The 24,962-nt window shown below is 60.2% G+C and carries 26 protein-coding genes, 2 tRNA genes and 1 pseudogene; 21 read left to right on the top strand and 8 right to left on the bottom strand.

The window, feature by feature from the left end; translation table 11 throughout:
• Positions 1-243: 243 nt before the first annotated feature.
• Positions 244-318: transfer RNA gene (locus RWK44_RS10795), tRNA-Thr, on the bottom strand.
• Positions 319-472: 154 nt separating this feature from the next.
• On the opposite strand from RWK44_RS10795, the gene RWK44_RS10800 reads away from it, so the two are divergent.
• From RWK44_RS10800 to RWK44_RS35045, 11 genes and pseudogenes are all read left to right on the top strand, one after another.
• The gene (locus tag RWK44_RS10800; protein WP_003545311.1) at positions 473-667 is read left to right on the top strand and encodes a hypothetical protein; all 195 of its coding nucleotides are present in this window, start codon (positions 473-475) and stop codon (positions 665-667) included.
• 107 nt (positions 668-774) lie between these two features.
• Positions 775-2,067: a UDP-N-acetylglucosamine 1-carboxyvinyltransferase gene (murA, locus tag RWK44_RS10805; RefSeq protein WP_077977521.1), complete on the top strand. Its 1,293-nt coding sequence runs from the start codon at positions 775-777 to the stop codon at positions 2,065-2,067.
• Positions 2,068-2,175: 108 nt separating this feature from the next.
• Positions 2,176-2,607: a DUF2948 family protein gene (locus RWK44_RS10810; protein WP_020048400.1), complete on the top strand. Its 432-nt coding sequence runs from the start codon at positions 2,176-2,178 to the stop codon at positions 2,605-2,607.
• Positions 2,608-2,723: 116 nt separating this feature from the next.
• Entirely contained in the window at positions 2,724-4,022 is a 1,299-nt protein-coding gene (gene hisD, locus RWK44_RS10815) for a histidinol dehydrogenase (protein ID WP_131663093.1), read from the top strand.
• Between the two features lie 4 nt (positions 4,023-4,026).
• The gene (locus RWK44_RS10820; protein WP_018493697.1) at positions 4,027-4,500 is read left to right on the top strand and encodes a UPF0262 family protein; all 474 of its coding nucleotides are present in this window, start codon (positions 4,027-4,029) and stop codon (positions 4,498-4,500) included.
• On the top strand, positions 4,497-4,982 hold the full coding sequence (locus tag RWK44_RS10825) for an arsenate-mycothiol transferase ArsC (protein ID WP_025393094.1): 486 nt from the start codon (positions 4,497-4,499) through the stop codon (positions 4,980-4,982). The genes RWK44_RS10820 and RWK44_RS10825 overlap by 4 nt, the downstream gene beginning before the upstream one ends.
• Before the next feature lie 123 nt (positions 4,983-5,105).
• Positions 5,106-5,324 carry a translation initiation factor IF-1 gene (gene infA, locus RWK44_RS10830; protein ID WP_003545338.1) on the top strand — a complete coding sequence of 73 codons (219 nt, stop codon included), beginning with the start codon at positions 5,106-5,108 and terminating at the stop codon, positions 5,322-5,324.
• Positions 5,325-5,382: 58 nt separating this feature from the next.
• Positions 5,383-6,003 (top strand): Maf-like protein, encoded by a 621-nt coding sequence (locus tag RWK44_RS10835; RefSeq protein WP_020048403.1) that lies wholly within the window; start codon positions 5,383-5,385, stop codon positions 6,001-6,003.
• Positions 6,004-6,035: 32 nt separating this feature from the next.
• Positions 6,036-6,248: a DNA gyrase inhibitor YacG gene (gene yacG, locus RWK44_RS10840; protein ID WP_012755993.1), complete on the top strand. Its 213-nt coding sequence runs from the start codon at positions 6,036-6,038 to the stop codon at positions 6,246-6,248.
• Between the two features lie 179 nt (positions 6,249-6,427).
• Positions 6,428-6,503 (top strand) — tRNA-Phe (locus RWK44_RS10845).
• Positions 6,504-6,683: 180 nt separating this feature from the next.
• A pseudogene (locus RWK44_RS35045) lies at positions 6,684-6,767 on the top strand (LysR family substrate-binding domain-containing protein); the annotation flags it as partial.
• Positions 6,768-7,224: 457 nt separating this feature from the next.
• Here the strand turns inward: RWK44_RS35045 and RWK44_RS10855 are convergent.
• Complete coding sequence (locus RWK44_RS10855; protein WP_316028785.1) at positions 7,225-8,094, bottom strand: helix-turn-helix domain-containing protein; 870 nt, start codon at positions 8,092-8,094, stop codon at positions 7,225-7,227.
• A gap of 189 nt (positions 8,095-8,283) precedes the next feature.
• Between RWK44_RS10855 and RWK44_RS10860 the strand changes: the two genes are divergently transcribed.
• From RWK44_RS10860 to RWK44_RS10880, 5 genes are all read left to right on the top strand, one after another.
• Positions 8,284-9,453: a sugar ABC transporter substrate-binding protein gene (locus RWK44_RS10860; RefSeq protein ID WP_025393098.1), complete on the top strand. Its 1,170-nt coding sequence runs from the start codon at positions 8,284-8,286 to the stop codon at positions 9,451-9,453.
• 22 nt (positions 9,454-9,475) lie between these two features.
• Positions 9,476-11,035 (top strand): sugar ABC transporter ATP-binding protein, encoded by a 1,560-nt coding sequence (locus RWK44_RS10865; RefSeq protein ID WP_168283505.1) that lies wholly within the window; start codon positions 9,476-9,478, stop codon positions 11,033-11,035.
• On the top strand, positions 11,032-12,036 hold the full coding sequence (locus RWK44_RS10870; RefSeq protein WP_025393100.1) for an ABC transporter permease: 1,005 nt from the start codon (positions 11,032-11,034) through the stop codon (positions 12,034-12,036). The genes RWK44_RS10865 and RWK44_RS10870 overlap by 4 nt, the downstream gene beginning before the upstream one ends.
• A gap of 28 nt (positions 12,037-12,064) precedes the next feature.
• Positions 12,065-13,492, top strand: a complete 1,428-nt coding sequence (locus RWK44_RS10875) for an L-arabinose isomerase family protein (protein ID WP_168340685.1) — start codon at positions 12,065-12,067, stop codon at positions 13,490-13,492.
• A 373-nt stretch (positions 13,493-13,865) separates the two neighbouring features.
• Positions 13,866-14,135, top strand: coding sequence for a hypothetical protein (locus tag RWK44_RS10880; protein WP_025393102.1), 270 nt, complete (start codon positions 13,866-13,868; stop codon positions 14,133-14,135).
• Between the two features lie 9 nt (positions 14,136-14,144).
• Here RWK44_RS10880 and RWK44_RS10885 read toward each other — a convergent pair whose 3' ends face one another.
• The 6 genes from RWK44_RS10885 to RWK44_RS10910 form a co-directional block, all read right to left on the bottom strand.
• Entirely contained in the window at positions 14,145-14,870 is a 726-nt protein-coding gene (locus RWK44_RS10885) for an SDR family oxidoreductase (RefSeq protein WP_132613080.1), read from the bottom strand.
• 11 nt (positions 14,871-14,881) lie between these two features.
• A complete protein-coding gene (locus RWK44_RS10890) occupies positions 14,882-15,943 on the bottom strand; it encodes an ABC transporter ATP-binding protein (protein ID WP_131642148.1) in 1,062 nt (353 codons plus the stop codon).
• A gap of 60 nt (positions 15,944-16,003) precedes the next feature.
• Positions 16,004-16,210: a DUF2160 family membrane protein gene (locus RWK44_RS10895; protein WP_003545406.1), complete on the bottom strand. Its 207-nt coding sequence runs from the start codon at positions 16,208-16,210 to the stop codon at positions 16,004-16,006.
• A gap of 4 nt (positions 16,211-16,214) precedes the next feature.
• Positions 16,215-17,051 (bottom strand): carbohydrate ABC transporter permease, encoded by an 837-nt coding sequence (locus RWK44_RS10900; protein ID WP_017958929.1) that lies wholly within the window; start codon positions 17,049-17,051, stop codon positions 16,215-16,217.
• Between the two features lie 4 nt (positions 17,052-17,055).
• Complete coding sequence (locus RWK44_RS10905) at positions 17,056-17,931, bottom strand: carbohydrate ABC transporter permease (RefSeq protein ID WP_017958930.1); 876 nt, start codon at positions 17,929-17,931, stop codon at positions 17,056-17,058.
• A gap of 95 nt (positions 17,932-18,026) precedes the next feature.
• Positions 18,027-19,460: an extracellular solute-binding protein gene (locus RWK44_RS10910; RefSeq protein WP_043294391.1), complete on the bottom strand. Its 1,434-nt coding sequence runs from the start codon at positions 19,458-19,460 to the stop codon at positions 18,027-18,029.
• Positions 19,461-19,757: 297 nt separating this feature from the next.
• Between RWK44_RS10910 and RWK44_RS10915 the strand changes: the two genes are divergently transcribed.
• The 5 genes from RWK44_RS10915 to RWK44_RS10935 all read left to right on the top strand — a co-directional run bounded on the left by RWK44_RS10915 (position 19,758) and on the right by RWK44_RS10935 (position 24,960).
• Positions 19,758-20,642: a sugar phosphate isomerase/epimerase family protein gene (locus RWK44_RS10915; RefSeq protein WP_017958932.1), complete on the top strand. Its 885-nt coding sequence runs from the start codon at positions 19,758-19,760 to the stop codon at positions 20,640-20,642.
• A 62-nt stretch (positions 20,643-20,704) separates the two neighbouring features.
• Positions 20,705-21,919, top strand: coding sequence for an ROK family transcriptional regulator (locus RWK44_RS10920; RefSeq protein ID WP_316028786.1), 1,215 nt, complete (start codon positions 20,705-20,707; stop codon positions 21,917-21,919).
• A 30-nt stretch (positions 21,920-21,949) separates the two neighbouring features.
• Complete coding sequence (locus RWK44_RS10925; protein ID WP_164054024.1) at positions 21,950-22,927, top strand: tagatose kinase; 978 nt, start codon at positions 21,950-21,952, stop codon at positions 22,925-22,927.
• On the top strand, positions 22,927-24,204 hold the full coding sequence (locus RWK44_RS10930) for a D-tagatose-bisphosphate aldolase, class II, non-catalytic subunit (RefSeq protein WP_164054153.1): 1,278 nt from the start codon (positions 22,927-22,929) through the stop codon (positions 24,202-24,204). Before RWK44_RS10925 ends, RWK44_RS10930 begins: the two co-directional genes overlap by 1 nt.
• A gap of 30 nt (positions 24,205-24,234) precedes the next feature.
• Positions 24,235-24,960, top strand: a complete 726-nt coding sequence (locus RWK44_RS10935) for an SDR family oxidoreductase (protein WP_027689578.1) — start codon at positions 24,235-24,237, stop codon at positions 24,958-24,960.
• Positions 24,961-24,962 lie beyond the last annotated feature (2 nt).

Consider the following 24,962-nt stretch of genomic DNA (forward strand, 5'->3'; position numbering starts at 1 on the left):
GGCTCGACGCCGTGGCTCTCGCCTGCGATCGAGATAATCAAAAAGTATATCGAAGCATTCCGCTAGCTAGGTGCGGGGGCACAGCGATTGCAATGTCATCCATACGCTTTCAACGCTGAGCTTTCTGAGCTGCGTCTGGATCAGTGTGCGACGGGACTATTGATCCACAAATCACTATAAGTTTCAGAACATTTTGCAGCTCGCGAAAATTCGAGCAGTGGGTGTCTTTGCGTGGAGGAAAACTGGTGCTGCCGAGTGGGATTGAACCACCGACCTCACCCTTACCAAGGGTGTGCTCTACCACTGAGCTACGGCAGCAGGACCAGTACCCGTGCGAGCCATGTGGCTCAATCGCGAGAACGGGGGGCTATTGCCACAGCTTGGCGGCCAGCGCAAGCCGCAAATTCCAACTTCGCGTGGATTGAGATGCAAGGGCCTTTTGGATCGGCGCGAATTCGGCTAATCCTGTCGCATGAATGAAAAGACCGAAACCGGCCAGCAGAGCCGCAAACAGGCGATCGAGGCACAGGCGAAACTGCGCCGCGAGCGCGCCGCCGAAAAGCTCCGAGAAAATCTGGGGCGACGCAAACAGCAGGTCCGCGCCCGCCGTTCGGGCCAAGCCGATGAAACAAATGGGCTGCCCGCCGCAAAATTGGACGAATCGTAATGTTCCGTCCGTCGCGAATTGAAGCGTGTCGATAAATCCCCTAAACACCTCACTCCTTATTCCAAGGCAGAACTTTCAGGAAAGGCGGGCGCTGCCCGTAAGCGCACATGGATCGTATCAGAATCGTCGGCGGTAATGAGCTGAATGGCATCATTCCGATTTCCGGCGCCAAGAATGCCGCACTGCCGCTGATGATCGCCTCGCTTCTGACCAGCGATACGCTGACGCTCGAAAACGTGCCGCATCTGGCCGATGTCGAGCTGCTGATGCGCATCCTCGGCAATCACGGCGTCGATGTCGCCGTCAACGGCCGCCGCGAGCGCCAGGAAGATTCCTACTCGCGCACGATCCATTTCACCTGCCGCACCATCGTCGATACCACAGCATCCTATGAGCTGGTCTCGAAGATGCGCGCTTCCTTCTGGGTCATCGGCCCGCTGCTGGCGCGCGAAGGACATTGCCGCGTTTCGCTTCCGGGCGGCTGTGCCATCGGCACGCGCCCCGTCGATCTCTTCATCGAAGGCCTGACGGCGCTCGGCGCGACCATGGAGATCGATGCCGGTTATATCAACGCCAAGGCGCCTGCCGGCGGCCTGATCGGCGCACGCTACACCTTCCCGAAGGTTTCCGTCGGCGCCACCCATGTGGTGATGATGGCGGCAACGCTTGCCCGCGGCACGACGGTCATCGGCAATGCCGCCCGCGAGCCTGAGGTCGTCGATCTCGCCAACTGCCTGAACGCCATGGGCGCCAAGATATCGGGCGCGGGTACCGCGACGATCACCATCGAAGGCGTCACCTCGCTCTCCGGCGCCCGCCACCGCGTCCTGCCGGATCGCATCGAGACCGGCACCTATGCGATGGCCGTCGCCATGGCCGGCGGCGACGTCGTGCTCGAAAATACCGATGTGGCGCTGCTCGAAACCGCGCTGGAAACGCTGCGCCGGGCCGGTGCGGAAATCTCGTCGACCAACAATGGCATGCGCGTCAAGCGCAACGGCGCCGGCATCAGGCCGGTCGATATCGTCACCGATCCCTTCCCGGGCTTCCCGACCGATCTGCAGGCGCAGTTCATGGCGCTGATGACCCGTTCTTCCGGCGTCTCGCATGTCACCGAGACCATCTTCGAAAACCGTTTCATGCATGTGCAGGAGCTTGCCCGCCTCGGCGCCAGGATCTCGCTCTCCGGCCAGACGGCGAAGATCGAGGGTGTCCAACGCCTGCGCGGCGCGCCTGTCATGGCGACCGATCTGCGCGCCTCCGTCTCGCTCGTCATCGCCGGCCTTGCCGCCGAGGGCGAAACCACGGTCTCCCGCGTCTATCACCTCGACCGCGGTTTCGAGCGGCTCGAGGAGAAGCTGACCCGCTGCGGCGCCATCGTCGAGCGCATCAGCGAGTAAGCACCGTTCATCCCGGTTGCGTAATTGGTCGCCGCGCCTTATTTCCCTTGTCTGACGCATCGCCATTCCGGCGGTGCCCGGCCTTGGCCGGTTATGGGATGAGGCTGAATGACAGACCTGAAACTTGTTGCGCTCGATAACGAGGATCTTGCGATCATGTCCGCGCATATGCAGGACAGCGTCTTCAAGGTCGGCGACATCGACTGGTCGCCGCGCGGCGCGCAGTTCGCGCTTGCCGCCAATCGTTTCGTCTGGGAAGGTGCCGAGCGCAAGCGCAAGGGTTTCGAGCGCCGTCGTGCTGCCTTGGTCTTCAAGCGCGTGCTTGCCGTCCGTTCGCTCGGCATCGATCGTGGAAAACGCGATGAGGTGCTGTCGCTGCTGGCGCTGCGCTTCGAGCAGAAGGGCGAGGGGCCGGAGGGCACGGTCGAGCTGTCGCTGTCGGGAACCGCCTCGATTGCGCTCGATGTCGAATGCATCGAGGTCCAACTGGCCGATATCGGCGGCGCCTGGGAGGCTTCCTCCAAGCCTCGCCACCGCTAATGCATGTCGCCCGGAAGTGTACAGCGGTTCCGGGATAACGACATGCATAAAACAATGAGTGTTTGACGCCCTAAAGTTTGAACATCGCAGTTTCGAGTTAAGAAGGAATATCGGCCTTGGCAATCTGGCTGGATCAGGCATCGGAAGGTTTCGAGCAGCATTTTGCCGCCTTTCTGACGACGAAACGTGAAGTCTCCGAGGATGTGAACGTGGTCGTTCGCGCCATCATCGATGACGTGCGCGCCCGCGGCGATGTGGCGCTGGCCGAATATTCGCTGAAATTCGACGGCATCGATTACGCCACCGTCCCGATGCGCGTCACAGCTGAAGAGATCGACGCCGCCGTCGATGCGGTGCCTTCGGAAGTGCTGGGGGCGCTGAAGCTCGCCGCACTGCGCATCGAGTCCCATCATCGCCGGCAGCTGCCGAAGGACGATATCTACGAGGACGATATGGGTGTCGGTCTCGGCTCGCGCTGGACGGCGATCGAAGCGGTCGGGCTCTATGTTCCGGGCGGCACCGCGAGCTATCCTAGCTCGGTATTGATGAATGCGGTGCCGGCCAAGGTCGCCGGCGTCGATCGCATCGTCATCGCCGTTCCTGCCACCGGCGGCGCCGTCAATCCGGCGGTGCTTGCCGCCGCCAAGCTTGTCGGTGTCACGGAGATTTATCGTGTCGGCGGCGCCCAGGCGATCGCGGCTCTTGCCTATGGCACCGAGACGATCGCTCCGGTCGCCAAGATCACCGGCCCCGGCAATGCCTATGTCGCCGCCGCCAAGCGCCATGTCTTCGGTACCGTCGGCATCGACATGATCGCCGGCCCCTCCGAGGTGCTTGTCATTGCAGACAAGGACAACAATCCGGATTGGATCGCAGCCGACCTCTTGGCCCAGGCCGAGCACGATGTCAGTTCCCAGGCGATCCTGATCACCGACGATGCCGCATTCGGCAAGGCGGTGGAGCAGGCCGTCGAACGCCAGCTGAAGACGCTGAACCGCGCCGAGACGGCGGCGGCAAGCTGGCGCGATTTCGGCGCAGTCATCCTCGTTTCCGACCTGAAACAGGCCATTCCGCTGGCAAACCGTATCGCTGCCGAGCATCTGGAGCTCGCCGTCGCCGATCCGGACCGGCTGCTCGACGGCATCCGCAATGCCGGCGCGATCTTCATCGGCGCCCATACGCCTGAGGTGATCGGCGATTATGTCGGCGGTTCGAACCATGTGCTGCCGACGGCGCGTTCGGCGCGCTTCTCGTCCGGCCTTTCGGTGCTCGATTTCGTCAAGCGCACCTCGATCCTGCGCCTTGGGCCTCAGCAGCTCCGCACCCTTGGCCCGGCGGCGATCGCCCTTGCTGTCTCCGAAGGCCTCGATGCCCATGCGCGGTCGGTCGCGATCCGCCTCAACCTCGAAAGGTGAGGGCATGGCGAAGGGCGAATTCCGGCTTTGCGACGTCGTTCTTGACGATACGATCGGCCGTTCGACGCCGGATGTCGAGCATGAACGCGCCGTCGCCATCTTCGATTTGATCGAGGAGAACAGGTTCGAGCCGCTCGGCCATGTCGGCGGACCTTACCGGCTGAACATCTCGCTGGTCGATTCGAAACTGGTTTTTGCCATCACCACTGAAGAGGGCGGCGGCGTCGCCACTCATATCCTGTCGCTCACGCCCTTCCGGCGGATCGTCAAGGATTACTTCATGATCTGCGAGAGCTATTACGAAGCGATCCGTTCGTCGACGCCGAGCCGCATCGAGGCGATCGACATGGGCCGGCGCGGCATCCACAATGAAGGCTCGCAGACGCTGAAGGATAGGCTGGCCGGCAAGATAGAGGTCGATTTCGATACCGCCCGGCGCCTTTTCACGCTGGTCTGCGTGCTCTACTGGCGCGGATGACGGCAATGGAGCGCGCCGCCGATGTCGAGGAGGGAAAGCGGCCGGGTGCCATCCTCTTCATGTGCGGGATGAATGCCATCCGCTCGCCGATAGCCGAAGCGATCGCCCGTAGCATTCTGCCGGCCAATACCTATATCAGGTCTGCCGGCGTTCGCGCCGGCGAGCGCGATCCCTTCGTAGATGCCGTGCTCGAGGAGATCGGGCTTTCCCTTGGGCGCCGCCAGCCGCAGACGCTGGAAGAGCTCGAGGATGATTACTTCGATCTGATCATCACGTTGTCGCCCCAGGCCCACCATGCAGCACTCGAGCTGACGCGGTCGAATGCGATCGACGTTGTCTATTGGCCGACCATGGATCCGACGGTTGCAATCGGAACGCGCGAGCAGATTCTGGAGAGCTACCGCGAGGTCCGCGATCACCTGGCCGGCCTCATCGAAAGCCGGCTACTCAAACGAAATGGCATTGCCGCGCAATCGGCGTGAAAACAAATAAAGGAAAGCCTGATCAACGAGGTTCACAAACCTGCGTTGATTGTGTAGTTTCCGCCCAAATTTTAAAGGCGCGCGCTGCGCTGCCTATTCAACGCACAGGAAGAAAACACTTATATGCCTAAAGAAGAAGTCCTCGAATTCCCGGGAATCGTCACCGAACTTCTGCCGAATGCGACGTTCCGCGTGAAGCTCGAAAACGAACACGAGATCATTGCCCACACCGCGGGCCGCATGCGCAAGAACCGCATCCGCGTTCTCGCCGGCGACAAGGTACTTGTGGAAATGACGCCCTACGATCTGACCAAGGGCCGCATCACCTACCGTTTCAAGTAAGTTTGCCCGAAGGTCCCCGCAAGGGTTTTTGCTCCCGTCTGACGATGGTCGAGGTTCCATGGCGCTGAAATACAAGCTCATTCTGGCCTCGGGCTCGCCCCGTCGCGTCGACCTGCTCAACCAGGCCGGCATCGAGCCGTCGCGCCTTATGCCGATGGATATCGACGAGGCGCCGAAGAAGTCGGAGCACCCGCGTTCGCTCGCCCGCAGGCTTTCGGCGGAGAAGGCGGAAGCAGCCCTTGCCGCCATCAAGAGCGATATCACCTGGAAGGGCAGCTATATCCTCTCTGCCGATACGGTGGTCGCTGTCGGCCGGCGCATTCTCGGCAAGGCAGAGTTCGCCGACGAGGCGTTGAACTCGCTGCATCTCTTGTCGGGACGCAACCATATGGTCTACACCGGCGTTTGCCTGGTGACCCCGGATCGTAAGGTCCGTCAGAAGATCGTCGAGACCAAAGTGCGCTTCAAGCGTCTCTCCGGCTTCGAGATCGAGAACTACCTGGCCTCCGGCCAGTGGCGCGGCAAGGCAGGCGCCTACGGCATCCAGGGCCTCGCCGGCACCTTCGTACAGAAGATGGTGGGCTCCTACACCAATGTCGTCGGCCTGCCGCTTTATGAAACCATTTTGCTTTTGACCGGCGAGGGCTTCGATGTGCATAGCCGGTGGCCCGAGGGCTGAGCCCGACGGCTAATCCCATAGGATGAACCGATATGCCTGAAGACAAGAAAGCGGCCGCCAAGGTCGAACCGCTGCGCAAGACGCGCCCTTGCCCCGAATGCGGCAAACCTTCCCACCGCGAACATTATCCCTTCTGTTCCAACCGCTGCCGAGAGGCCGATCTCTCCCGCTGGCTGACCGGCGCCTATGCCATTCCGGTTGCCGACGACGAGACGAAGGCCGATTATCCGGATGAGGAAAACTAGAGAAATCCACCCGCGAAGCTCTTATTTTTCCTCATGAATCCGCAAAGCCGGCAAGACCGTCAAAAAAGAGTCATTTGACGCTTGCCATGGGCGAACAAGATGCTATAACCCCGCTCGCTTCCGGGGTGAACCAAGGCCCCATGGTTCCTTTCTTGAAAGGAGCCATTGGAAGCAGGTTAGCCCAGGTAGCTCAGTTGGTAGAGCAGCGGATTGAAAATCCGCGTGTCACTGGTTCGATTCCGGTCCTGGGCACCACTTTGATTTCCTTGCATAATTAGCGAACTTTTGGCCTTGGAAAAAGGCGTCTGCTTGGCGGCCGTGGTAGCACATTGGTAGCCGCGCCAAACGGGGTGGAGAGGGCCAAAAACAGCGTGGCCGGCGCGATGGCGGGCCGTGTATCGACGGGGCGTTCGTTTCAACGGGCCTCATATCGTGATGGCCTGGAACAGGGAAGACCCGACCACCTCGCGTGACGACATCATCGATATCGCACGCTCGCTGGTGCCGCCGGCCAGGTGAGCGCATGGAACGTCAGCCGTTTCGCCGGGTCGGCCTCTTCACCTTAACCTTGATCTACGCGTTACATTGTGGACGAGTTCGCTGATGGTCGCGAACTCACCGAATAAAGCAGTAAGCTTGGCTTGCTCCTTGCCATCCAATCGGTGCTGCGAGCAGAAGTCCGCGATGCACCAGACCTTCGCCGCTGCGATAGGCTCGGCAGTAATCGAATCAATGTGTTGCATTGTAGTCCTCCCGCAAAGGAAGCTAACGAAGTTCAAATTAGCTTTCAATGAAATAAGAGGTCTTCCAAAAACTGCGGTTCCCATTGCCCGACGCGCCGCCGCTCTCGTTTCTACGCCGCGAAACGGCGTGCAGCCTTGTCGGACCATATCAAGCACGCTGCCGCTGGTTCCTGACGTCGAAGACGGACTGAGCGACGTCTGGGGTCGCGCGGTGCCACGGATCGGCAGACCTCTCAATTCTCAGAGGTCCTACGATATTCCGTCGGTGCGCAGCCAACCGCATTTTTGAATTGGCTGGAAAAATGGAAGGCGGAATGAAAGCCGAGAAGGCCGGCGATTTCTTTTACGGATTTGTCGGTGTTTACCAGGAAGTCGCGTGCTCGCTGAACGCGGACGTTCATTTGATACTGTTTCGCCGACATCCCGGTTTGCTCACGAAACAGCCGGCGAAAATAGGGGTAGCTCACCCCCATCTCTGCTGCGAGATCCTCGACCGATTGTGAAGTTCCGCAGCGCTCCATCAGGATCATGCGCGCCCGATCGACGAGGCGCGCGCCGGCGCCGCTTGCCAGATCGTCCGGCCGGCAGAGCAGCGCAAGGAGCTGCAACCCGAGCGTGGATATCACCAGCTGATGAAGCACAGGATCCTGCCGCGCCAGGTCATGGATGGCGGCGAACACATGATTGATCTCATCCCTCGCCGGGTTGAGCGGGCGTTCGACATGCAGGAGGCCAGCATCCACTGCAAAATCGAAAGCGGTTCCCCGGCACTCTATCCAGTGCTCGGTCCAGCCGGTTCGCCGATCGGGCGCGAACCTGTGCCACACGTCTGGGAACAGGAGAAAAATCGATCCTTCCGTGACGCGCACCTGTCGGCGCAGGTTGCCGAATTCGAGCTTCCCGCTGCCGGCGCTGATCAGCACGACCTGATAGGCCTGAAGGATGCGGCCTCGAGACCAGCTGAAATGATGGTCGTCCGGATGACGGCTCGGAGGGTAACTGGAGTGCGGCGCAATGACCGAATAGCCCGTCGAGACAGCGGTGCAGCCCCATGCTGCAGAAATTCTGTTGTCAGGCATGTAGACGAAGTAGTTTTCCGTCATTTGACGTCGCCTTTTTAGGATCATTTTTTGTATGCAAATGATCACTTTTGTGGATTTTGGCGTCGTGTCAACAGGTGGGGCCGATGGTACCGTCATCAGGTCAGGGCAAGTCGATCGAATTTGCCGAAACGCTGATTGCATCAGCTATCGCCGCTGCCGGGGAGGGTAGGGGCTGGGAGGAGAATAGATATGAAAACTCACGCCAGACTGCTGGTCGCAGCCGCTTGCCTCGCCGCATCTGCTGCCCATGCCGATGATTTCCACGGGTTCGATCCCGCGAAGTTCGACGGCAATATGCTTTCGGCCGAGGCTCTCAAGGCCATGGCCGCCGACGCGTCGAAAGTGACGCCTCCGAAAAACGGCAGCAAGTACAGCATCGGCTTCGCCAATCTTCAGCGTGACATCGCTTTCGGCGTGCTCGTGGAGAAAGGCATTCAGGCAAACGCCGATGCTGCCGGCGTGGAACTCGTTGTCGCCGACAACCGGCTCGATGGGCCGACCGCGCTTGCCAATGCCAAATCTTTCGCCGAACGCAAGGTTGACTACGTCATCGAGTTTCAGACCGACGCAAACTTCGGTCAGACCGTGATGGACGTGTTCAAGCAAGACGGCACCAAGGTCACGGCAATCGATATCCCCATGCCCGGTGCAAGTTTCTTCGGCGTGAACAATCCGAAGTCCGGTTTCATGGGCGGGTCCTACCTTGCAACGGCTGCGGCAAAACAATTTGGCGCGGACACGGTAAAAAGCGGCTATCTCGTCATCGGCGCACTGCCCCAGTCGGGCGTCATCCCGCGCATGCGCACGGAAGGTCAGCGCGCCGGCTTCCTGGCCCTGACCAAGGATTTCCCGGCCGACCACATCATCGAGATCGATACGAAGAATACGCTGCAGGAATCCTATACCCAGATGAACAACGTACTCGGCCGCATTCCGCCAGGAGCGCCGATCCTGATCATCGCGATCAACGACCAGGCGACCATGGGCATGCTGCAGGCCGTCCGAGCAGCCGGACGTGTTGATCAGGCCATCGCCGTCGGCAACGGCGCGGATGAAGCCGAGGCGCTTGCCACGGACCCGAAACTCGTGGCGGCGACGGGTTCGTTTCCAGGCAGCTACGGAAATTATCTCATTCCGATTGCGCTGTCTGCGCTCGCCGGAAAGGCCGTGCCGGAGGCAACCTTCGTCACCCATCAGATGGTAACCAAGGCAAACATCTGCAAATTCTACAAGGAATTCGCGTGCGCCGGCGAAGCCGACGGTTACACGTTTCCCGAGGCAGAGTTCGCAAGCTACCTCTCTGGTCTGAAAAAAGAGGATTGGTTGAAGGGGTACGAGGCAATTCTCCCCAAGCAATGATCTGGGGTCGGAGGCGATTCTGATGCAGACTGTATCGAGCACGGAGAACCGCGTGGCGCGGCTCCAAATCACCAACGTCACGAAGTCCTTCTCCGGCGTGCAGGTCCTGAAAAACGTCACCTGTTCGGCCGATGCTGGCGAGGTCGTGGCGCTGCTCGGGGCTAACGGTGCAGGCAAATCCACGCTGATGAAGATCCTGTCCGGCGTCTATTCCTGCGACGCCGGACAGATACAGATCGATGGGGCCGCAGTCGACATCACGTCGGCACGTGCGGCCATAGCATCGGGCATTCGCCTGATGCCGCAGGAACTGTCCGTGCATCCGGACTTGTCGGTCGCGGAGAACATCGCGTTGGGATCGATGCCCCAGCGCAAGATCGCCGGCATAAGTTTCGTCGACCGTGCCGCCATGCAGAGGCAGGCGACGACGCTGCTCGGCCGACTGAAGCTCGGTCATGTCTCTGCGAGCCGGAGAATGGGATCGCTATCGCTTCCGGAGCAGCGGATCGTCGAGATCGCCCGGGCATTGGCCGGCCAGGCTCGTATTCTGATCATGGATGAACCGACTGCTGCACTCGGAGAAGCAGATGCCGAAACCCTGTTCGGGGTGATCGATGCGCTTCGCGCCGACGGCGTCACGATCATCTATATCTCCCACTACCTCGACGAGGTGTTTCGCCTCTCCGACCGGATCGTCGTGTTGCGGGACGGCGAGGTGAGCGGCCAGTTCCAGACGAGCGCCACCAGTCACGAAGAGGTGCTGCGGGCGATGCTCGGAAGCGATCTCGGCGATCTTTTTCCGGCAAAGTCGCAATTCCTGCCGGACGAGACGATCCTGACTGTCGAAGGACTGTCGCTGCCAGGCTGGCTCAGCGACGTGTCCTTTTCGGTGCGCCGCGGCGAGGTCCTGGGTGCGTTCGGCCTGATCGGCTCCGGGATTGAGAAGGTCGGCAGAGCCATTTATGGGGCGGAGCCCAGGGCGAAGGTCCGTTCAATCCGGATGGGGACAGCCGAAACGGCGTTGTCGAACCCGCGGGCAAGCATTCGAAGCGGTATCGGTTTCGTTGCAGCCGAGCGCAAGCGGCAAGGCCTGATTGCCAACCTCACCGTCCGTACCAACACGACCCTTCCTTACCTCACGCGGTTTACGCGCTTCGGGCTCGTTGATGACAATCGGGAGCGGGTAATGTCGCAACACTGGATCCGCACCCTGCGCGTCAAGACGACGGGTCCGGAGCAGGAGATAAGACTCCTGTCCGGCGGCAACCAGCAGAAAGTGTGCCTGGCGCGATGGCTGCTCGGCGACCCCAAGCTGCTCATTCTCGAGGAACCGACCCGCGGGGTCGACCTCGGCGCTCGACGAGAGATTTATGAGGAGATCCGCCGGCTCGCAGCGAACGGATTGGGCATACTCCTCGTCTCATCGGACGCTGAGGAGGTCGCCGGTCTTGCCGACCGAGCGATCGTCTTCGAAGAAGGCCGGGCCGTGGCCACACTGGGAGCCAATGCATCGGCCGCCGAGCTGATGCAGGCGGCGGAGTCGCACTCCGTGTCTGCTGCGAACGAATTGGAGAAAGCATGAACAAGTCAAACTCGATCGTTGCGGGCGAACCCAAGCCGACCAGCCAACGCCAGTCGATGACGGAGATCCTTGCCAGACCGGTCGCCGGGATCGTGGTTCTGCTGGGCTTCTATGTCATCCTTCTCGCGGCTTTCGCTATGCTGTCGCCGTTCTTTCTGTCGGTGAGCAATCTTGCCAATATCGGCACGAACATGGCCTTTATCGGGCTCATGGCCGCAGCCGGAACGCCGCTGATCATTGGCGGTGGACTCGACCTGTCGGTGGCTGCCGTTGCCGGACTGGCCGGCGTCATCGTCGCATTGATGCATTCCAACGGGATCAATATCTGGGTTGGATGCCTGACAGCCTTGGTCATCGGCGCCGGGGTCGGAATTTTGAATGGCGTGATCGTCACCAAGCTGCGCCTCAATCCCCTGATCGTGACACTCGGGACGATGAGCATATTCTCGGGCCTGTCGATGGTCATGACGGGTGGCTTGAGCAAGCCGCTCTTCGTGCCGGCCTTCAATTGGCTTGGTTCAGGCCGCATCTTTTCCGTGCCGTTTCCCGTCATCGTCATGCTGATCGTCTTTGCCGTCCTCTGGCTCGTGCTTGCCAAGACGCCGTTCGGACGGTTTGTCTACGCAACCGGCGGCAATCCCGAGGCCAGCAGCCTTCTCGGCGTGCCTGTCGAGCGCACCCAGATGATCCTCTACGTGATCTCAGGCATTTCAGGCGCTGCCGCTGGTATCATTCTTGCAGCAATGCTCGGCGCCGCAGCCCCGAATGCAGCAAGTCAGCATCTGCTGACGATCATCGCCGCGATCATTCTTGGAGGCACGAGCCTGTTCGGCGGGCGGGGAAGCGTCTGGGGTACGCTGATTGCGGTGCTGATCCTCGGAACTCTGAACAACGGCCTGACCCTCATGAACGTGTCCAGTTTCTGGCAGGATGTCACGCGCGGTGTCGTGTTGCTTCTGGCCGTGGGCCTCGACCAGCTTCGTGTCCGCCTGCAGGGCTGACCCCGCTATAATTCCAGGAGAAAATGGAATGTCTGATCGCCCTTTGAAGGCCGGCCTGTTCGGGATCGGTCTGGAGGCCTATTGGCCGCAGTTTGACGGCCTCGAAGCAAGGCTGCGCGGATATGTACATGTCGTCGCGTCCAAGCTGGAACGGCCTGGGGTCGAAGTCGTCAATCTTGGCCTCGTCGATACGCCGGAGAAGGCCGTCGATGCCGGCCATTTGTTTCGCCAGGCCGATGTCGATATCATTTTCCTTTACATCACCACCTACGCTCTCTCGTCGACCGTCTTGCCGGTTGTTCGGCGTGCAAAGGTGCCGGTCATTATTTTGAATCTGCAGCCGGCTGGTGCGATCGATTACGCGTCCTTCAACGCACTCGGCAATAGGACTGCCATGACCGGCGAGTGGCTGGCGCACTGCGCTGCATGCCCGGTGCCCGAGATTGCCAATGTGTTCACTCGAGCGGGCATTCGGTTCCACCAAGTAACAGGCGTTCTCAACGATGACCCGTTTGTCGACAACGAGATCGAGGAGTGGATCGAGGCCGCACGGGTAGCCCACGTCATGTCGCATAATCGCCTTGGCGTCATGGGGCGCTATTACAACGGCATGCTCGATATCTATTCCGATCTCACAGCCCAAAGCACGGCATTCGGGACACACATCGAAGTGGTGGAGATTGACGAACTAGCACGCCTCAGACGCGATGTTGGCGAGGCGGAAGTGGCGGCCTGCTTGGACAGAATCCGAACGGAATTCGACGTGCAGCCGGATTGCGATCCGGACGAACTGGCGCGGGCGGCAAGAACTGCTGTCGCGCTGCGCAAACTCGTCGACGCGAAGCGTCTCGGCTCGCTCGCCTATTATTATGAATCGGTGTCCGGGCATGAATACGAGGACGTCATCACGTCGGTAATCGTTGGTTGTTCGATGCTCACCGCCGAAGGCATACCCGTTGCTGGCGAATATGAGATCAAGAACGCGCAGGCCATGAAGATCATGGACAGCTTTGGCGCCGGAGGTTCCTTCACCGAATATTATGCAATGGATTTCGAAGCAGATGTGGTCCTGATGGGCCATGATGGCCCAGGCCATACCAAAATTGCAGAGGGTCGAACCAAGATCCGTCCTCTGGAGGTCTATCACGGTAAGGTCGGCGCCGGCGTTAGCGTCGAAATGTCGGTTAAGAATGGCCCGGTCACACTGCTCTCCGTGGTGGAGTGCGCCGGAAAAGTGAAGCTGTTGTGCGCCGAAGGACAATCGGTGCCCGGGCCGATCCTGGAAATTGGAAACACCAACAGCCGCTATCAATTTCCAATCGGGGCGCGCGCGTTCGTCGAGAATTGGAACGCCGAAGGACCGGCGCATCATTGCGCAGTCGGCGTCGGACACATTGGGAGCAGCATCGAAAAATTAGGAAAGCTGTTGGAGGTCGAATTCGTGAGAATTTGCTAATTGTCAAAATATTTCTCGATGCGGGAACTGCTTGACGAATAAAAAGCCAGTCGAAACGATCGCAGCTCCTCTACCCATCTTGCCGGCGTTGCTCTGGAGCCTCAAGGGGTGCGCCTGAGCCAGCGCGTTGAAGGCTCCCCGGGCATGAACACTTATCGCGCCGGTCGCGATAAATGTGGCCGCTTTCGTGTTTGGCGGCCGTAGTGGCATGCTGGTGGCAGCGCCTAACCCCGCAGCGAGGGCAAAAATCAGCTTGGCCGGCGCGATGCATGGCCGGGTCTCGACGGGGCGGTCGTGTCAACGGGTCTCATATCGTGATCGCCTGATGGGAACCGCGACTCCGCCCGTCCGTTACCATTGAGCAACGGAGGAAATGGACATGCGCAAGAAAAAAGCCATCGTCGAGGCGGCGCTCGAGTCCGAGTACGAGCGCCAGGCACTGGGGATCATGAATACGGAGCAAGCTTTGAAGCTTGAGGATTCCGACGGTCTTGTCTTCAGTCATCCGGATAAGGAGGCAGGAGTGACGGATCACTTCGTTGATCAAGATGAGCTGCGCCGGTTGGTGCGGCGGTCAACCTCGCCGGTTCCCGTATTGCAATCGCAGGATCGTACTACTCGGCAGGGCCGGACTGCACGTTAGTCCTGAACTTCAGGCAATCATGTAACCGCCGTCCACCGGCATCGATATGCCGTTCACCATGGCAGCCTGGTCGGACAGCAGGAAAAGAACAACCTCGGCAATGTCTGCCGGCTCCGCGAAGCGTCCGACCGGAATTCGCTTCATCATCCCCGCGGCCTTTTCGGGATCGCTCCATGCCTTCACCGCCATTGGTGTCAACGTCACCGTCGGGTGGACGCCGTTCGCGCGGATGCCGTGAGGCGCGAGCTCTTTTGCCATGACCCGCGTCAAGCCATCCAATCCACCCTTGGACGCGCAATAAGCGGCGTGATCGGGGATGCCGACGAAGGATGCGACCGACGAGACATTGACGATGGCGCCTGGACGGCCTTCCTTGATCAGCGAACGGGCATATTCCTGGGCGACGATCATCGGAGCGCGCGTATTGACCGCGACAAGACGGTCGAATGCTTCGACGGTTGTCTCCAGGAACGGCTGAAGCTCGGTCGTGCCGGCGCAGTTGATAAGGAAATCTGCGGGAAGGGCAGCGATCGCCGCCTCTTTGGTCGCATCGGCATCCGCGAGATCGACCTGGATTGCCCGGCAGCCGAATTCCCCTCGCAGCGCTTCGACGTCGGCGCCGCTGCGGGTCAGGGCGACGACCTGCGCACCCCGTTCGACGAGCATCCTTACAATTTCACGTCCGATGCCTTTGCCGGCGCCGGTCACGATCACCGTCTTTCCTTTGAACTCCATGCGTCGTCCTCCTACAGTCTCTGGCCTGTTTCCCGATCGAAGATATGCGCACGTCGGGGATCTATGTGGAAGTACATCGTCCGTCCGGGATCGACCTCGATGCGCTCGCGGATCAGGGCGTCGATCGGCACGCCTCCCGTGCGACCGAAGATCAATGTCTCTGAACCCGTCGGCTCGAACACCGAGACTTCGACCGGAACGCCTTCTTCGCCGATCGTGATGTGCTCCGGTCGGATACCGTAGGTCACGGCTCGTCCTTCATCCGCATTTGTGTCCGCCAGCGGAAGGGTGATGCCCTGGTCGGTGACGACGATCTTCCTGCCGTCGCTTGTGGCTATGCGGCCCTGAAGGAAGTTCATCGATGGGCTGCCGATGAAGCCGGCGACGAAGAGGTTGACCGGGAAGTCGTAGAGATCAAGAGGCTTGCCGATCTGCTCGACCCTGCCGTCGCGCATCACCACGATCTTGTTGGCCATCGTCATCGCCTCGATCTGATCGTGCGTGACGTAGACGGTGGTGGTCTTCAGCCGCTGGTGAAGCTCCTTTATCTCGACGCGCATGGTGACGCGGAGTTTGGCGTCGAGGTTCGACAGCGGCTCGTCGAACAGGAAGACCTGTGGATCGCGGACGATGGCGCGGCCCATCGCCACGCGTTGACGCTGTCCGCCCGACAGTTGCTTCGGATAGCGGTCGAGATAACGTGTCAGGTCGAGGATCTCGGCTGCCCTGCCGACCTTCTCGGCGATCTCCGCCTTCGGTCGCTTGGCCATCTTTAGCGGAAAGCCCATATTCTCGGCGACCGTCTTGTGGGGATAGAGCGCGTAGCTCTGAAACACCATCGCGATGTCACGCTCCTTCGGGGGAGCATTGGTGACGACACGGCTGCCGATCCGGATATCTCCGCTGCTGACCGTCTCCAGCCCGGCGATCATCCGGAGCAGGGTGGATTTGCCGCAGCCGGATGGACCGACCAGCACGACGAATTCGCCGTCCTCGATGTCGACGCTGACGCCGTGCATGACTTGAAGAGAGCCATATTTCTTGGTGACGTCGCTAACCTGTACGTTTGCCAATGTCGTTCCCCCTAAAGCAGCACGATTTGTGACTTGATGTCGTTGACGGAATTCATCGCCTCATCCCTTCCAGACGATATAGGCGCCAAGGACTGCCGAGATTGCCGCCGCGAACCATACGGAAAGCCCGAACGGCTCGATGAACCGCATCCAAAACAGCGAGAGCGCGACCCAGATCACGATCGAGATGAAGAGCCGGTCGAACCAGTTCGTTTCGATTGGCAGGAAGCCTGGCTTGGGTTCGTTATTTTCTGATTGAGACGTCATCGTTTCATCCTTTCACGGCACCGAAGGTCAGGCCGGCGACGATGTGACGCTGGACCACCGAAAAGACGATGAGCGCCGGAACCAAGGTCAGCATGGAGATCGCGGCCATGATGCCCCAGGCCGTCCCCGTCGTCGTCACATATTCCGACAGGCCGGTGGTGAGTGTCCGCGCATGGAAGTTGGTAAGCGTCGCCGCCAGCAGATATTCGTTCCACGCAAACACCCAGGTTAGGATCAGCGTCACCGCAAGTCCGGGCCGTGCCAAAGGAAAGATGATATCATAGAGCACGGTCCATGGGCTCGCGCCGTCCATATAGGCCGCCTCGTCCAATTCCTTCGGAATGCCTTCCACGGTCGGGCGCAGCGTCCAGATCGCGAAGGGAAGGTTGAAGGAGCAATAGACCAGGATCATGCCCAGCTTGGAATCGGCGAGCGAGAAGTCGCCGATCCTGTAGACCTGCGTCAAAAGCAGGAAAAGCGGCAGGAGGAAAACCGCCGGCGGCGCCATGCGGTTGGTGATCGTCCAGAAGAAGATGCTTTCCTTGCCGGCGAGGTCGAAGCGCGTCAGGGCGTAGCAGGCAAGGAAGCCGAGCGTCGTAACGAGCAGCGCGTTGCCCGACGAAATGATCAGCGAGTTGAGCATGTATCCGCGCAAGGTCGGATTGGTCAGCACGTCCTGGTAATTCTTCCAGAAGAAGCTCCGGAGAATGACATCGGGCGTCGAAAACAGGTCGAACGGCTGTTTCACCGATATGACGAAGAGCCAGTAGATCGGGAAAAGGGTGACGAAGCTTATCAAGGTCCAGAGGACGACCGGAAGCCAGGGAAAACGGGTCTTCATCGCTTCAACCTCTCTTCACGCGGGGTGCAATCAGGCCGACATAGAGCAGCCAGCAGACGACGATGGTGAGATAGAGGACGATGACGGAGATCGCCGAACCGTAGCCGTAATTCGTCTTGGGAAAGACTTCCCTGAAGATATGGACGCCGATGTAGCGCGTCGATGAGCCCGGGCCGCCGCCGGTCAGCATCAGGACTTCGTCGACGGTGCGCAGTGCGTCCATCAGCCTGATGAACACCGTGGCGAGCAGGGCCGGGCGGATCAGGGGCAGCGTTATGTGCCAGAAGATCTGGCTCTTGCCGGCGCCGTCGATCTGCGCCTGCTCGAACGGGTCTGATGGAAGCGAGACAAGTGCGGCGATCAGCGAGAGGGTGACGAGCGGCGTCCAGTGCCAGATATCCATGATGACAGTGACGGTGAAGGCCGCAACGGCGCTCTGGCCGATATTCAGATCGTAGCCGAACCAGCTCCTGAGAAGATAGGGAATGATGCCGATCGACGGCGTGGTCATCAGCTTCCAGACGGAGCCGACGATGATCGGCGCCATGATCAGCGGCAGAGTATGGATCGTGCGAAACACCGCTTTTCCGGGAAAGTCCTTGAGCAGCGCCTGGGCGAGGATGTAGCCGAGGACCAGCTCCGACACGACCGCGAAGAAGACGAATGCCAGGGTTATGCCGAGCGATGCCAGGAACTGCGGGTCGAAGACGAGCCGCCGATAGTTCTCAGCCCAGTTGAAGATCATGCCCGGATTGGCAGCGAACGGGTTCCATGAATGGAAAGAGACCCAGAGGACGTAAATGAACGGAAATATCCCGAACAGTCCGAGGATCACTATGGTCGGTGACAGCAACAGCCACCCGAGCTTCTGCGAATGCATCGCCTATCCCCCATTGAACACTATGTGGACGTCCGCTCCATCAGGAGCGAAAGGTGACGGGTCGTCGGAACGACCCGTCAGTTGGGGAGGATGCTTTATTTGCGATAACCGAGCGAGGTGAGCTCTTCTTCGGCTTTGGCCGCCATCTGGTCGAGGCCTTCATCAGGCCCGATGTTGCCGGTCAGGATGTCGTAGAAGATAGGCGCGGTCGCTTCACGCACCTGCGCATGGAAGGGGTAGGGGGGAGCGCCGGCGAAGAGCTTGCCGTCGTCCTTCAGCATTGTATAGAAGCCGCCGAGCTTGACGTCCATCTCCTTCACCTTCGGATCGTCGAACGTCGCCGTATTGGTGATGCGCGGTGCGGCGATCGCCCAATCGGGCTGCACTTCGTTCTGGCCGATGAATTCGAGGAACAGCAGTGACGCTTCCTTGTTCTTGGACGTGACCGGCACGCCGAAGGCACCGCCATCGTAGTAGCCGATATAGCCCTTTCCGGCTTTCGCGTCGTCCAGCACGCCCGGCTCGAGCGGCGGCAGAGCGAAACCGACCTGGCCGACCACTTTCGACTGCGCCGGATCGCTTGCGATCCAGGCGGCGTTCTCACCATAGATCAGCCCCTGGGCGACACGGCCCGCGGCGAAGGTCGTTGCAGTTTCCGTCCAGGTTGACTGCGTCGATTCCGGAGGAGCGATGTCGCGCAGGTGCAGCCAGTACTTCAAGGCGGCCTTCGCCTTGTCGCTGTTCATCGCGCCGCCATGTTCGACCGTCGCCGCATAGTTATTCTTGGCGTCGATGCCCCAATTGTAGACACCGAAGGTCGGCACGATGGACTCGAAGAATTCATACCAGGACGCCGGATGGCCTGTATGTGCCTGAGCGGTCGTGCCCCAGAGCTCCATGCCGTTGTCCTTGCCGTACTTCGTGAAGAATTCGGCGATCTCAGTATATTCCGCGTGTGTGGTCGCCGGCTTCAGGTCCTTGCCTGTTTCCTTCTTGAAGGCTTCCTTGATCTTCGGATCGTCGAAGAGGTCCTTGCGATAGAGATACGCCTTCAGGAAGGCTTCCATCGGAACGCCGAAGAGATCGCCGCTCGAGTCCTTGAAGTAGTCGGCAAAGCTGGTGAAATTGGCGTCGTCGTAGGTCGGCGCCTTCAGATCCGGCTGGTCTTTCAGCGTCTTCGTGATGTCGACGAGGAAATTCCTGGCCAGATAGGAGTAGATGATGTCCTGCTCGATATAGACCATGTCATAGATGCCGGTCTTGGCTTCCATGTCCTTGATGGCCTTGTCGTACATCTGATCCCAGGACGTCGTCTCGATGTCGACCTTGATGCCGGTCTTTTTTTCGAATTCCGGAGCGAGCACGTTCCTGATGTAGTTCGATGGCGGGGTGCTCTCGGTGACGCCGTGCAGTGTCACGCCCTTGAATTTGGCGCCGGCGTCGGACCAGAAGTCAGCCCAGGCCGGCGAAGCAGTCGTGGCGAGGCCGAGCGTCAGCGCAAGCGCGCTAGCCTTCAAAGCATAATTCATTTTCAATCCTCCCAAAGTGCAGCGAGATCATTTCGCCGGTCCTTTGTGTAGGCCAAAAAAACTGGCGACGCAACATTTGTTGTCTAAACATGCAAATCGTTGATCTATCCCATTGATTTTTGCAGAAACTAATTTCAGCGGAGGGTGCGATGCAAATCGCAAGAAGTGTAATATATTGCATTGCAAGGTAATTTCGCAAAGCAGCACAAAAATTGCCGTTAAAATTATTTGTTGTCTTGCCAAACTAAATGGCATAGCACTGTCCACAGCCAAAGGCATTTTTTGGAGGAAAAGGCTATGCGTCGATTGGGTATCCATTCATTTGTATGGACAGGCGGCCAAACGCAGGAAGGGCTGGAGATGGCCCTGAACAAGACGGCCGAACACGGATATCGCACCATCGAATTTGCCTATCTGCGCCCCGAGAAATTCAATCTCGATCGACTTGCAAAGCTTGCGCAGTCGCTTGACGTCGAGATTGGCGTGACGATGGGTCTGCCGCTCGACAGGGACGTATCGAGCGAGGACGCTTCTGCCGTGTCTGCCGGCAAGCAGACGCTGGCCGACGCCGTTCGTGCGGTCCGTGATATCGGCGGCAACAAGCTGGGTGGAATTCTCTATTCCGCGCACACCAAGTACAATCGCCAGCCGACGAAGAGGGGCTGGGACAACAGCGTCGCCGCGATCGCCGCGACAGCCGAAGTCGCGAGACAAGCGAACGTCGACCTCGTCCTGGAAATTGTCAACCGGTTCGAGACGAACCTGCTGAATACGGCGGCGCAGGGGCTGAAGTTCATCGCCGAGACCGGATCGGAGCATGTCCGTCTCCACCTCGACACGTTCCATATGAATATCGAGGAAGCCAATCCGGCCGCGGCGATCCGCCTGGCCGGCGACAAGATCGGTTACTTCCACATCGGCGAGAGCAACCGCGGCTATCTCGGCGACGGCGTCATCAACTTCGATCTGATCTTCGACGCTCTGCTCGACATCGACTACAAGCGCGACATCGTGTTCGAAAGCTTCTCGACGACGGTCGTGGACGAAGGCCTGTCGCTCGCCTGCGCGATCTGGCGCGACACCTGGGAGGATAATGATCCGCTTGCGGCGCACGCGAAGCGCTATATCGAGCTGAAATATGACGAGGCCAAGCGCCGCCGCGCTACAAACGCGCGGCCCTGATTATCCCTCTGACAGCCTGTTCCAGTCGTGTAAGGGTTGGGCCGACTGAAGGGAATTGAAATATGAACGACACCGTCTCCATCGGAAGTTCGCCGCGCAGGATCCGGCAGAACAATATCGTCGCCGCCTTGCAGACGATCTATGCCCACCGTAGCCTCAGCCGGGCGGATCTCGCCCGGAAGCTCGGGATGAATCGCTCATCCTCGGGTGAGATCGTCGCCGAACTGACGGAAGGTGGCTTCGTTCAGGAGTCGGACGAGAGCGGCAAGCAGCGCCTGGAGCATTCCCGTGCCGGGCGTCCTGGTATCATGCTCGAACTGGTCCCCGATGCGGCATTCTTCGTCGGGATCGAAATTGGCGTCGAGCATATATCGGCTGCAGTTGTCGATCTTTCCGCCGAAGTCCGGGCATGTCGGAAAATCGCGTTCGACACCATGTCGTCGACCGTGGAGGAGGCCGTGGCGCGGGGTGTCGAGCTGATCGTCGGCGCGATGGCGAAGGGGATGATCGGACGCTGCAAGGGTCTCGGCATATCGGCGCCGGCCCACATCCGGCCGGACGGAATTGTCACCCTCGCACCCATCATCGGCTGGCGGGAGGTGTCGTTGAAGGAGATTGGCCGATCCGCCTTCCCGGCCGCCGTCCCGATCGCGGTTGAAAACGACGCCAACGCGTTTGCGATCGGCGACAGCTATCGTCACGGCGTCTCAGGCGTGACCCTGTTCCTGTTGATGGAAACCGGCGTCGGCGGCGGCATCATGATCGATGGCAAGCTGTTCCGGGGCGGCCACGGCCTGGCGGGAGAAATCGGCCACACCCTGGTGCCGGGAAGCGGCGGTCAGAAGTTTGAGCAACTGATCGGTCGCGAAGTGCTGATCAGGCAGTATCGCGAGGCTATTGGACGTAAGCACGTCGATCTGCAGGAGTTCCTTGGCGACGTTCATGACCGTGTCCCGGCCGCGGTCAATATCGCCGAAACCTGGTCGCGCCATCTCGCATACGCATTGCTGCAGGCCTGTCGGCTGCTCGACCCCGACAGGATCGTGCTGGGTGGCTCCGTGGCAACCCTCTACCCGATGGTGGCGGCCCGGGTGGCGGTCCACATGTCGGAGGGACAGAATATACCTTTCCCCATGCCTGACATCGTCGTGGACGATGATGCGGAGTTCGGTTCCGCCTTCGGGGCGGCGTGCATGTTGCACCAGCGCTTTCTGTCATTGGAGAGCGAGGAGTTCGGCGGCGAGGACGGTGCGCCGGTCCAGTCGGCGACGAGTTGATGACGAGAACTATCGAAAGCAGGATTGCAAATGACTTCAGTACTGGCTCCGGACCCGCTCGGTCCCACGGTTTGCGTAGGGGAGATCCTCGTCGAGATCGTCGCCACGACGGTCGGAGACGGTTTTCTTGAAGCCCAGCCCCTCGTCGGTCCGTTCGCGAGCGGAGCGCCGGCGATCTTCATCTCGCAGTGCGGGCGCCTCGGCGGCAAGGCCGCCATGGTCGGCGCCGTCGGCGATGACGATTTCGGTCGTGTCAATACCGATCGCCTCAAACGCGACGGCGTCGATGTTTCGACGATCTCGATCGATCCGGACTATCCCACGGGAAGCGCTTTCGTTCGCTACCGCAAGGATGGCTCCCGGGATTTCGTCTACAACATCGCCACATCAGCAGCCGCGCGCTTCGGTTGGTCTCAAACGGTCGGCGATCTCATCAATCGGAGCGGGCATCTTCACGTGATGGGTTCCGCTCTGTCGGTCCCCAGCGCGCGCGCGGTGATCGACAAGGCGGTCGACATCGTCAAGGCACGCGGGGGGACGCTCTCGGTGGATCCGAACATTCGCAAGGAATTGAAGCTGGACGAGGATACCGAGCGCCGCTTTTCCAAGCTTGTCGCTGCCGCCGATCTGCTTCTGCCGTCCGGAGAGGAGCTTGAGCGTGCCGCCGGTATCGAAGGCGAGGCAGAAGCGATCCGCCGCTTGTTCGAGGTGGGCGTCAAGGAGATCGTGCTGAAGCGCGGAGCCGAAGGCGCGACCTATTTCGGCAGGGACGGAGACCGCATCGACGCTCCGGCATTTGTCGTTCAAGAGGTCGACCCCACCGGTGCCGGCGACTGCTTCGGCGGTGCCTATCTCACCTGCCGGCGGCTCGGAATGTCTCCGCAGCAAGCTCTGACCTATGCCTCGGCCGCCGGCGCCCGCAACGTGATGGTCCTGGGTCCGATGGAAGGCGCCGGCACCCGTCAGGAACTCGATGCGTTTATCGCTTCAACGGAAAGGCGTCCGTGATGCAGGTGCATCTCAACGAACTGGCCAGGCTGAGGATCGAAGGCCACCCGAGAGGCGTGACCTCCGTATGCTCGGCCCATCCGATCGTGCTTCGGGCCGCGCTCCGACACGGGCGGCAACACGAGAGCACCGTCCTGATCGAAGCCACCTGCAACCAGGTCAATCACCTCGGCGGCTACACCGGAATGACGCCAAGCGACTTCGCGTCTCTCGTGATGAAGATCGCGGCGGAGGAAGGGTGCGCCGAAAAACTCATCCTTCTCGGCGGCGATCATCTCGGCCCCAATCCTTGGCGCGACCGCCCGGCCGAAGAGGCCATGGCCGAGGCGGAGAAGATGGTTGCCGCCTATGTCGATGCGGGATTTCGCAAGATTCACCTCGACGCCTCGATGGGCTGCAAGGGCGAGCCGGTGGCGCTCGACGACGAAACCACCGCCCATCGCGCCGCCCGGCTTGCGGCGGTCGCCGAGGCCTCGGCGAAGAAGAGCGGCGGCGCAATGCCGGTTTACGTCATCGGCACCGAAGTGCCGCCGCCAGGCGGGGCCGACCACGCCCTGACAACGATCGAACCGACGGCTGCCGCGGCGGCGCTAAAGACAATCGAAGTCCACCGCCGGATCTTTGCGGAGGCCGGACTCGGCCAAGCATTTGGACGGGCCATCGGTCTGGTCGTTCAGCCGGGCGTCGAGTTCGGCAATCAGAATGTCATCCTTTACGACCGGAGCAAGATAGACGCGCTGAAATCGGTGCTCATCAAGGAGCCGCAGTTCGTCTTCGAGGCGCATTCGACGGACTATCAGGGAACCCGGCCGTTGACCGCGCTGGTGGAGGACGGCTTTCCCATTCTGAAAGTCGGTCCCGAGCTGACCTTCGTCCTGCGCGAGGCGCTCTACGCGCTGGATGCGATCGCTTCGGACCTCTTGCCCGATTACGGCCAGCGTCCGCTCTATGCGGCGATGGAAGCGCTGATGCTCGATCATCAGGGCAACTGGAGCCGCCACTACCACGGCACAAACGCCGAGATGCGCTGGCTGCGGCACTACTCGCTGTCTGACCGCATCCGCTATTATTGGGCGTCGGCTGAAGCACAAGATGCCGTCCGACAGCTGTGCGAGGCCCTTCGGGGGCAAATCGTACCGCTGCCATTGCTTTGGCAGCACATGCCGGCCGCGCAGGATTTCGCAGATGCGCCGCTCGATCCGGAACAGGTTTTGATCTGGAGAGTGACGAAGAGCCTCTCGGACTATCACGCTGGTTGCGGCGTCGGGAAGAATTGACAATCAGAATCAAGACAGGAGGAAAAATCGATGACGGAATTGAATGGGAAGATCGCGGCGGTCACGGGTGCTGCATCCGGAATAGGGCTGGCTTCGACGGAGGCAATGCTCGCCGCTGGCGCGACGGTCGTGCTGGTCGATCGCGATGAGAAGGCCCTTGAGACAGTTTGTGCCCGGCTTGGCGAGCGCGCTATTCCGCTTGTGCTCAACTTGCTGGATCCGCAGCAGTGTGCGGGGCTGCTCGAGGGCATCCTGTCGAAGACGGGCAAGCTCGACATCCTGCATGCCAATGCAGGCACCTATATCGGCGGCGACCTGATGGAAACCGACCTCGACACCATCGATCGGATGCTCAATCTCAACGTCAATGTCGTCATCAAGAATGTTCGAAACGTCATTCCGCACATGATCGAACGTGGCACCGGCGACATTGTCGTCACGAGTTCCGTTGCTGGACATTCGGCGATTCCATGGGAACCTGTCTATTCGTCATCGAAATGGGCGATGACCTGCTTCGTCCAGACGATGCGACGCCAGCTTCTGAAAAGTGGCATTCGTGTGGGGTCGGTTTCTCCAGGACCGGTGATCAGCGCTTTGCTTGCGGATTGGCCGGAGGAAAACCTTCGCAAGGCCAAGGAGGCCGGAGCCTTGATCGAGCCCAAGGAAGTCGCCGACGCCATCATCTTCATGCTGACCCGGCCGCGTAACGTCACCATCCGCGATATCGTCGTGCTTCCAAGCGCCTTTGACATTTGAGG

The organism is Rhizobium sp. 25PS6, from assembly GCF_032464655.1.
GTDB classification, from domain to species: domain Bacteria; phylum Pseudomonadota; class Alphaproteobacteria; order Rhizobiales; family Rhizobiaceae; genus Rhizobium; species Rhizobium laguerreae.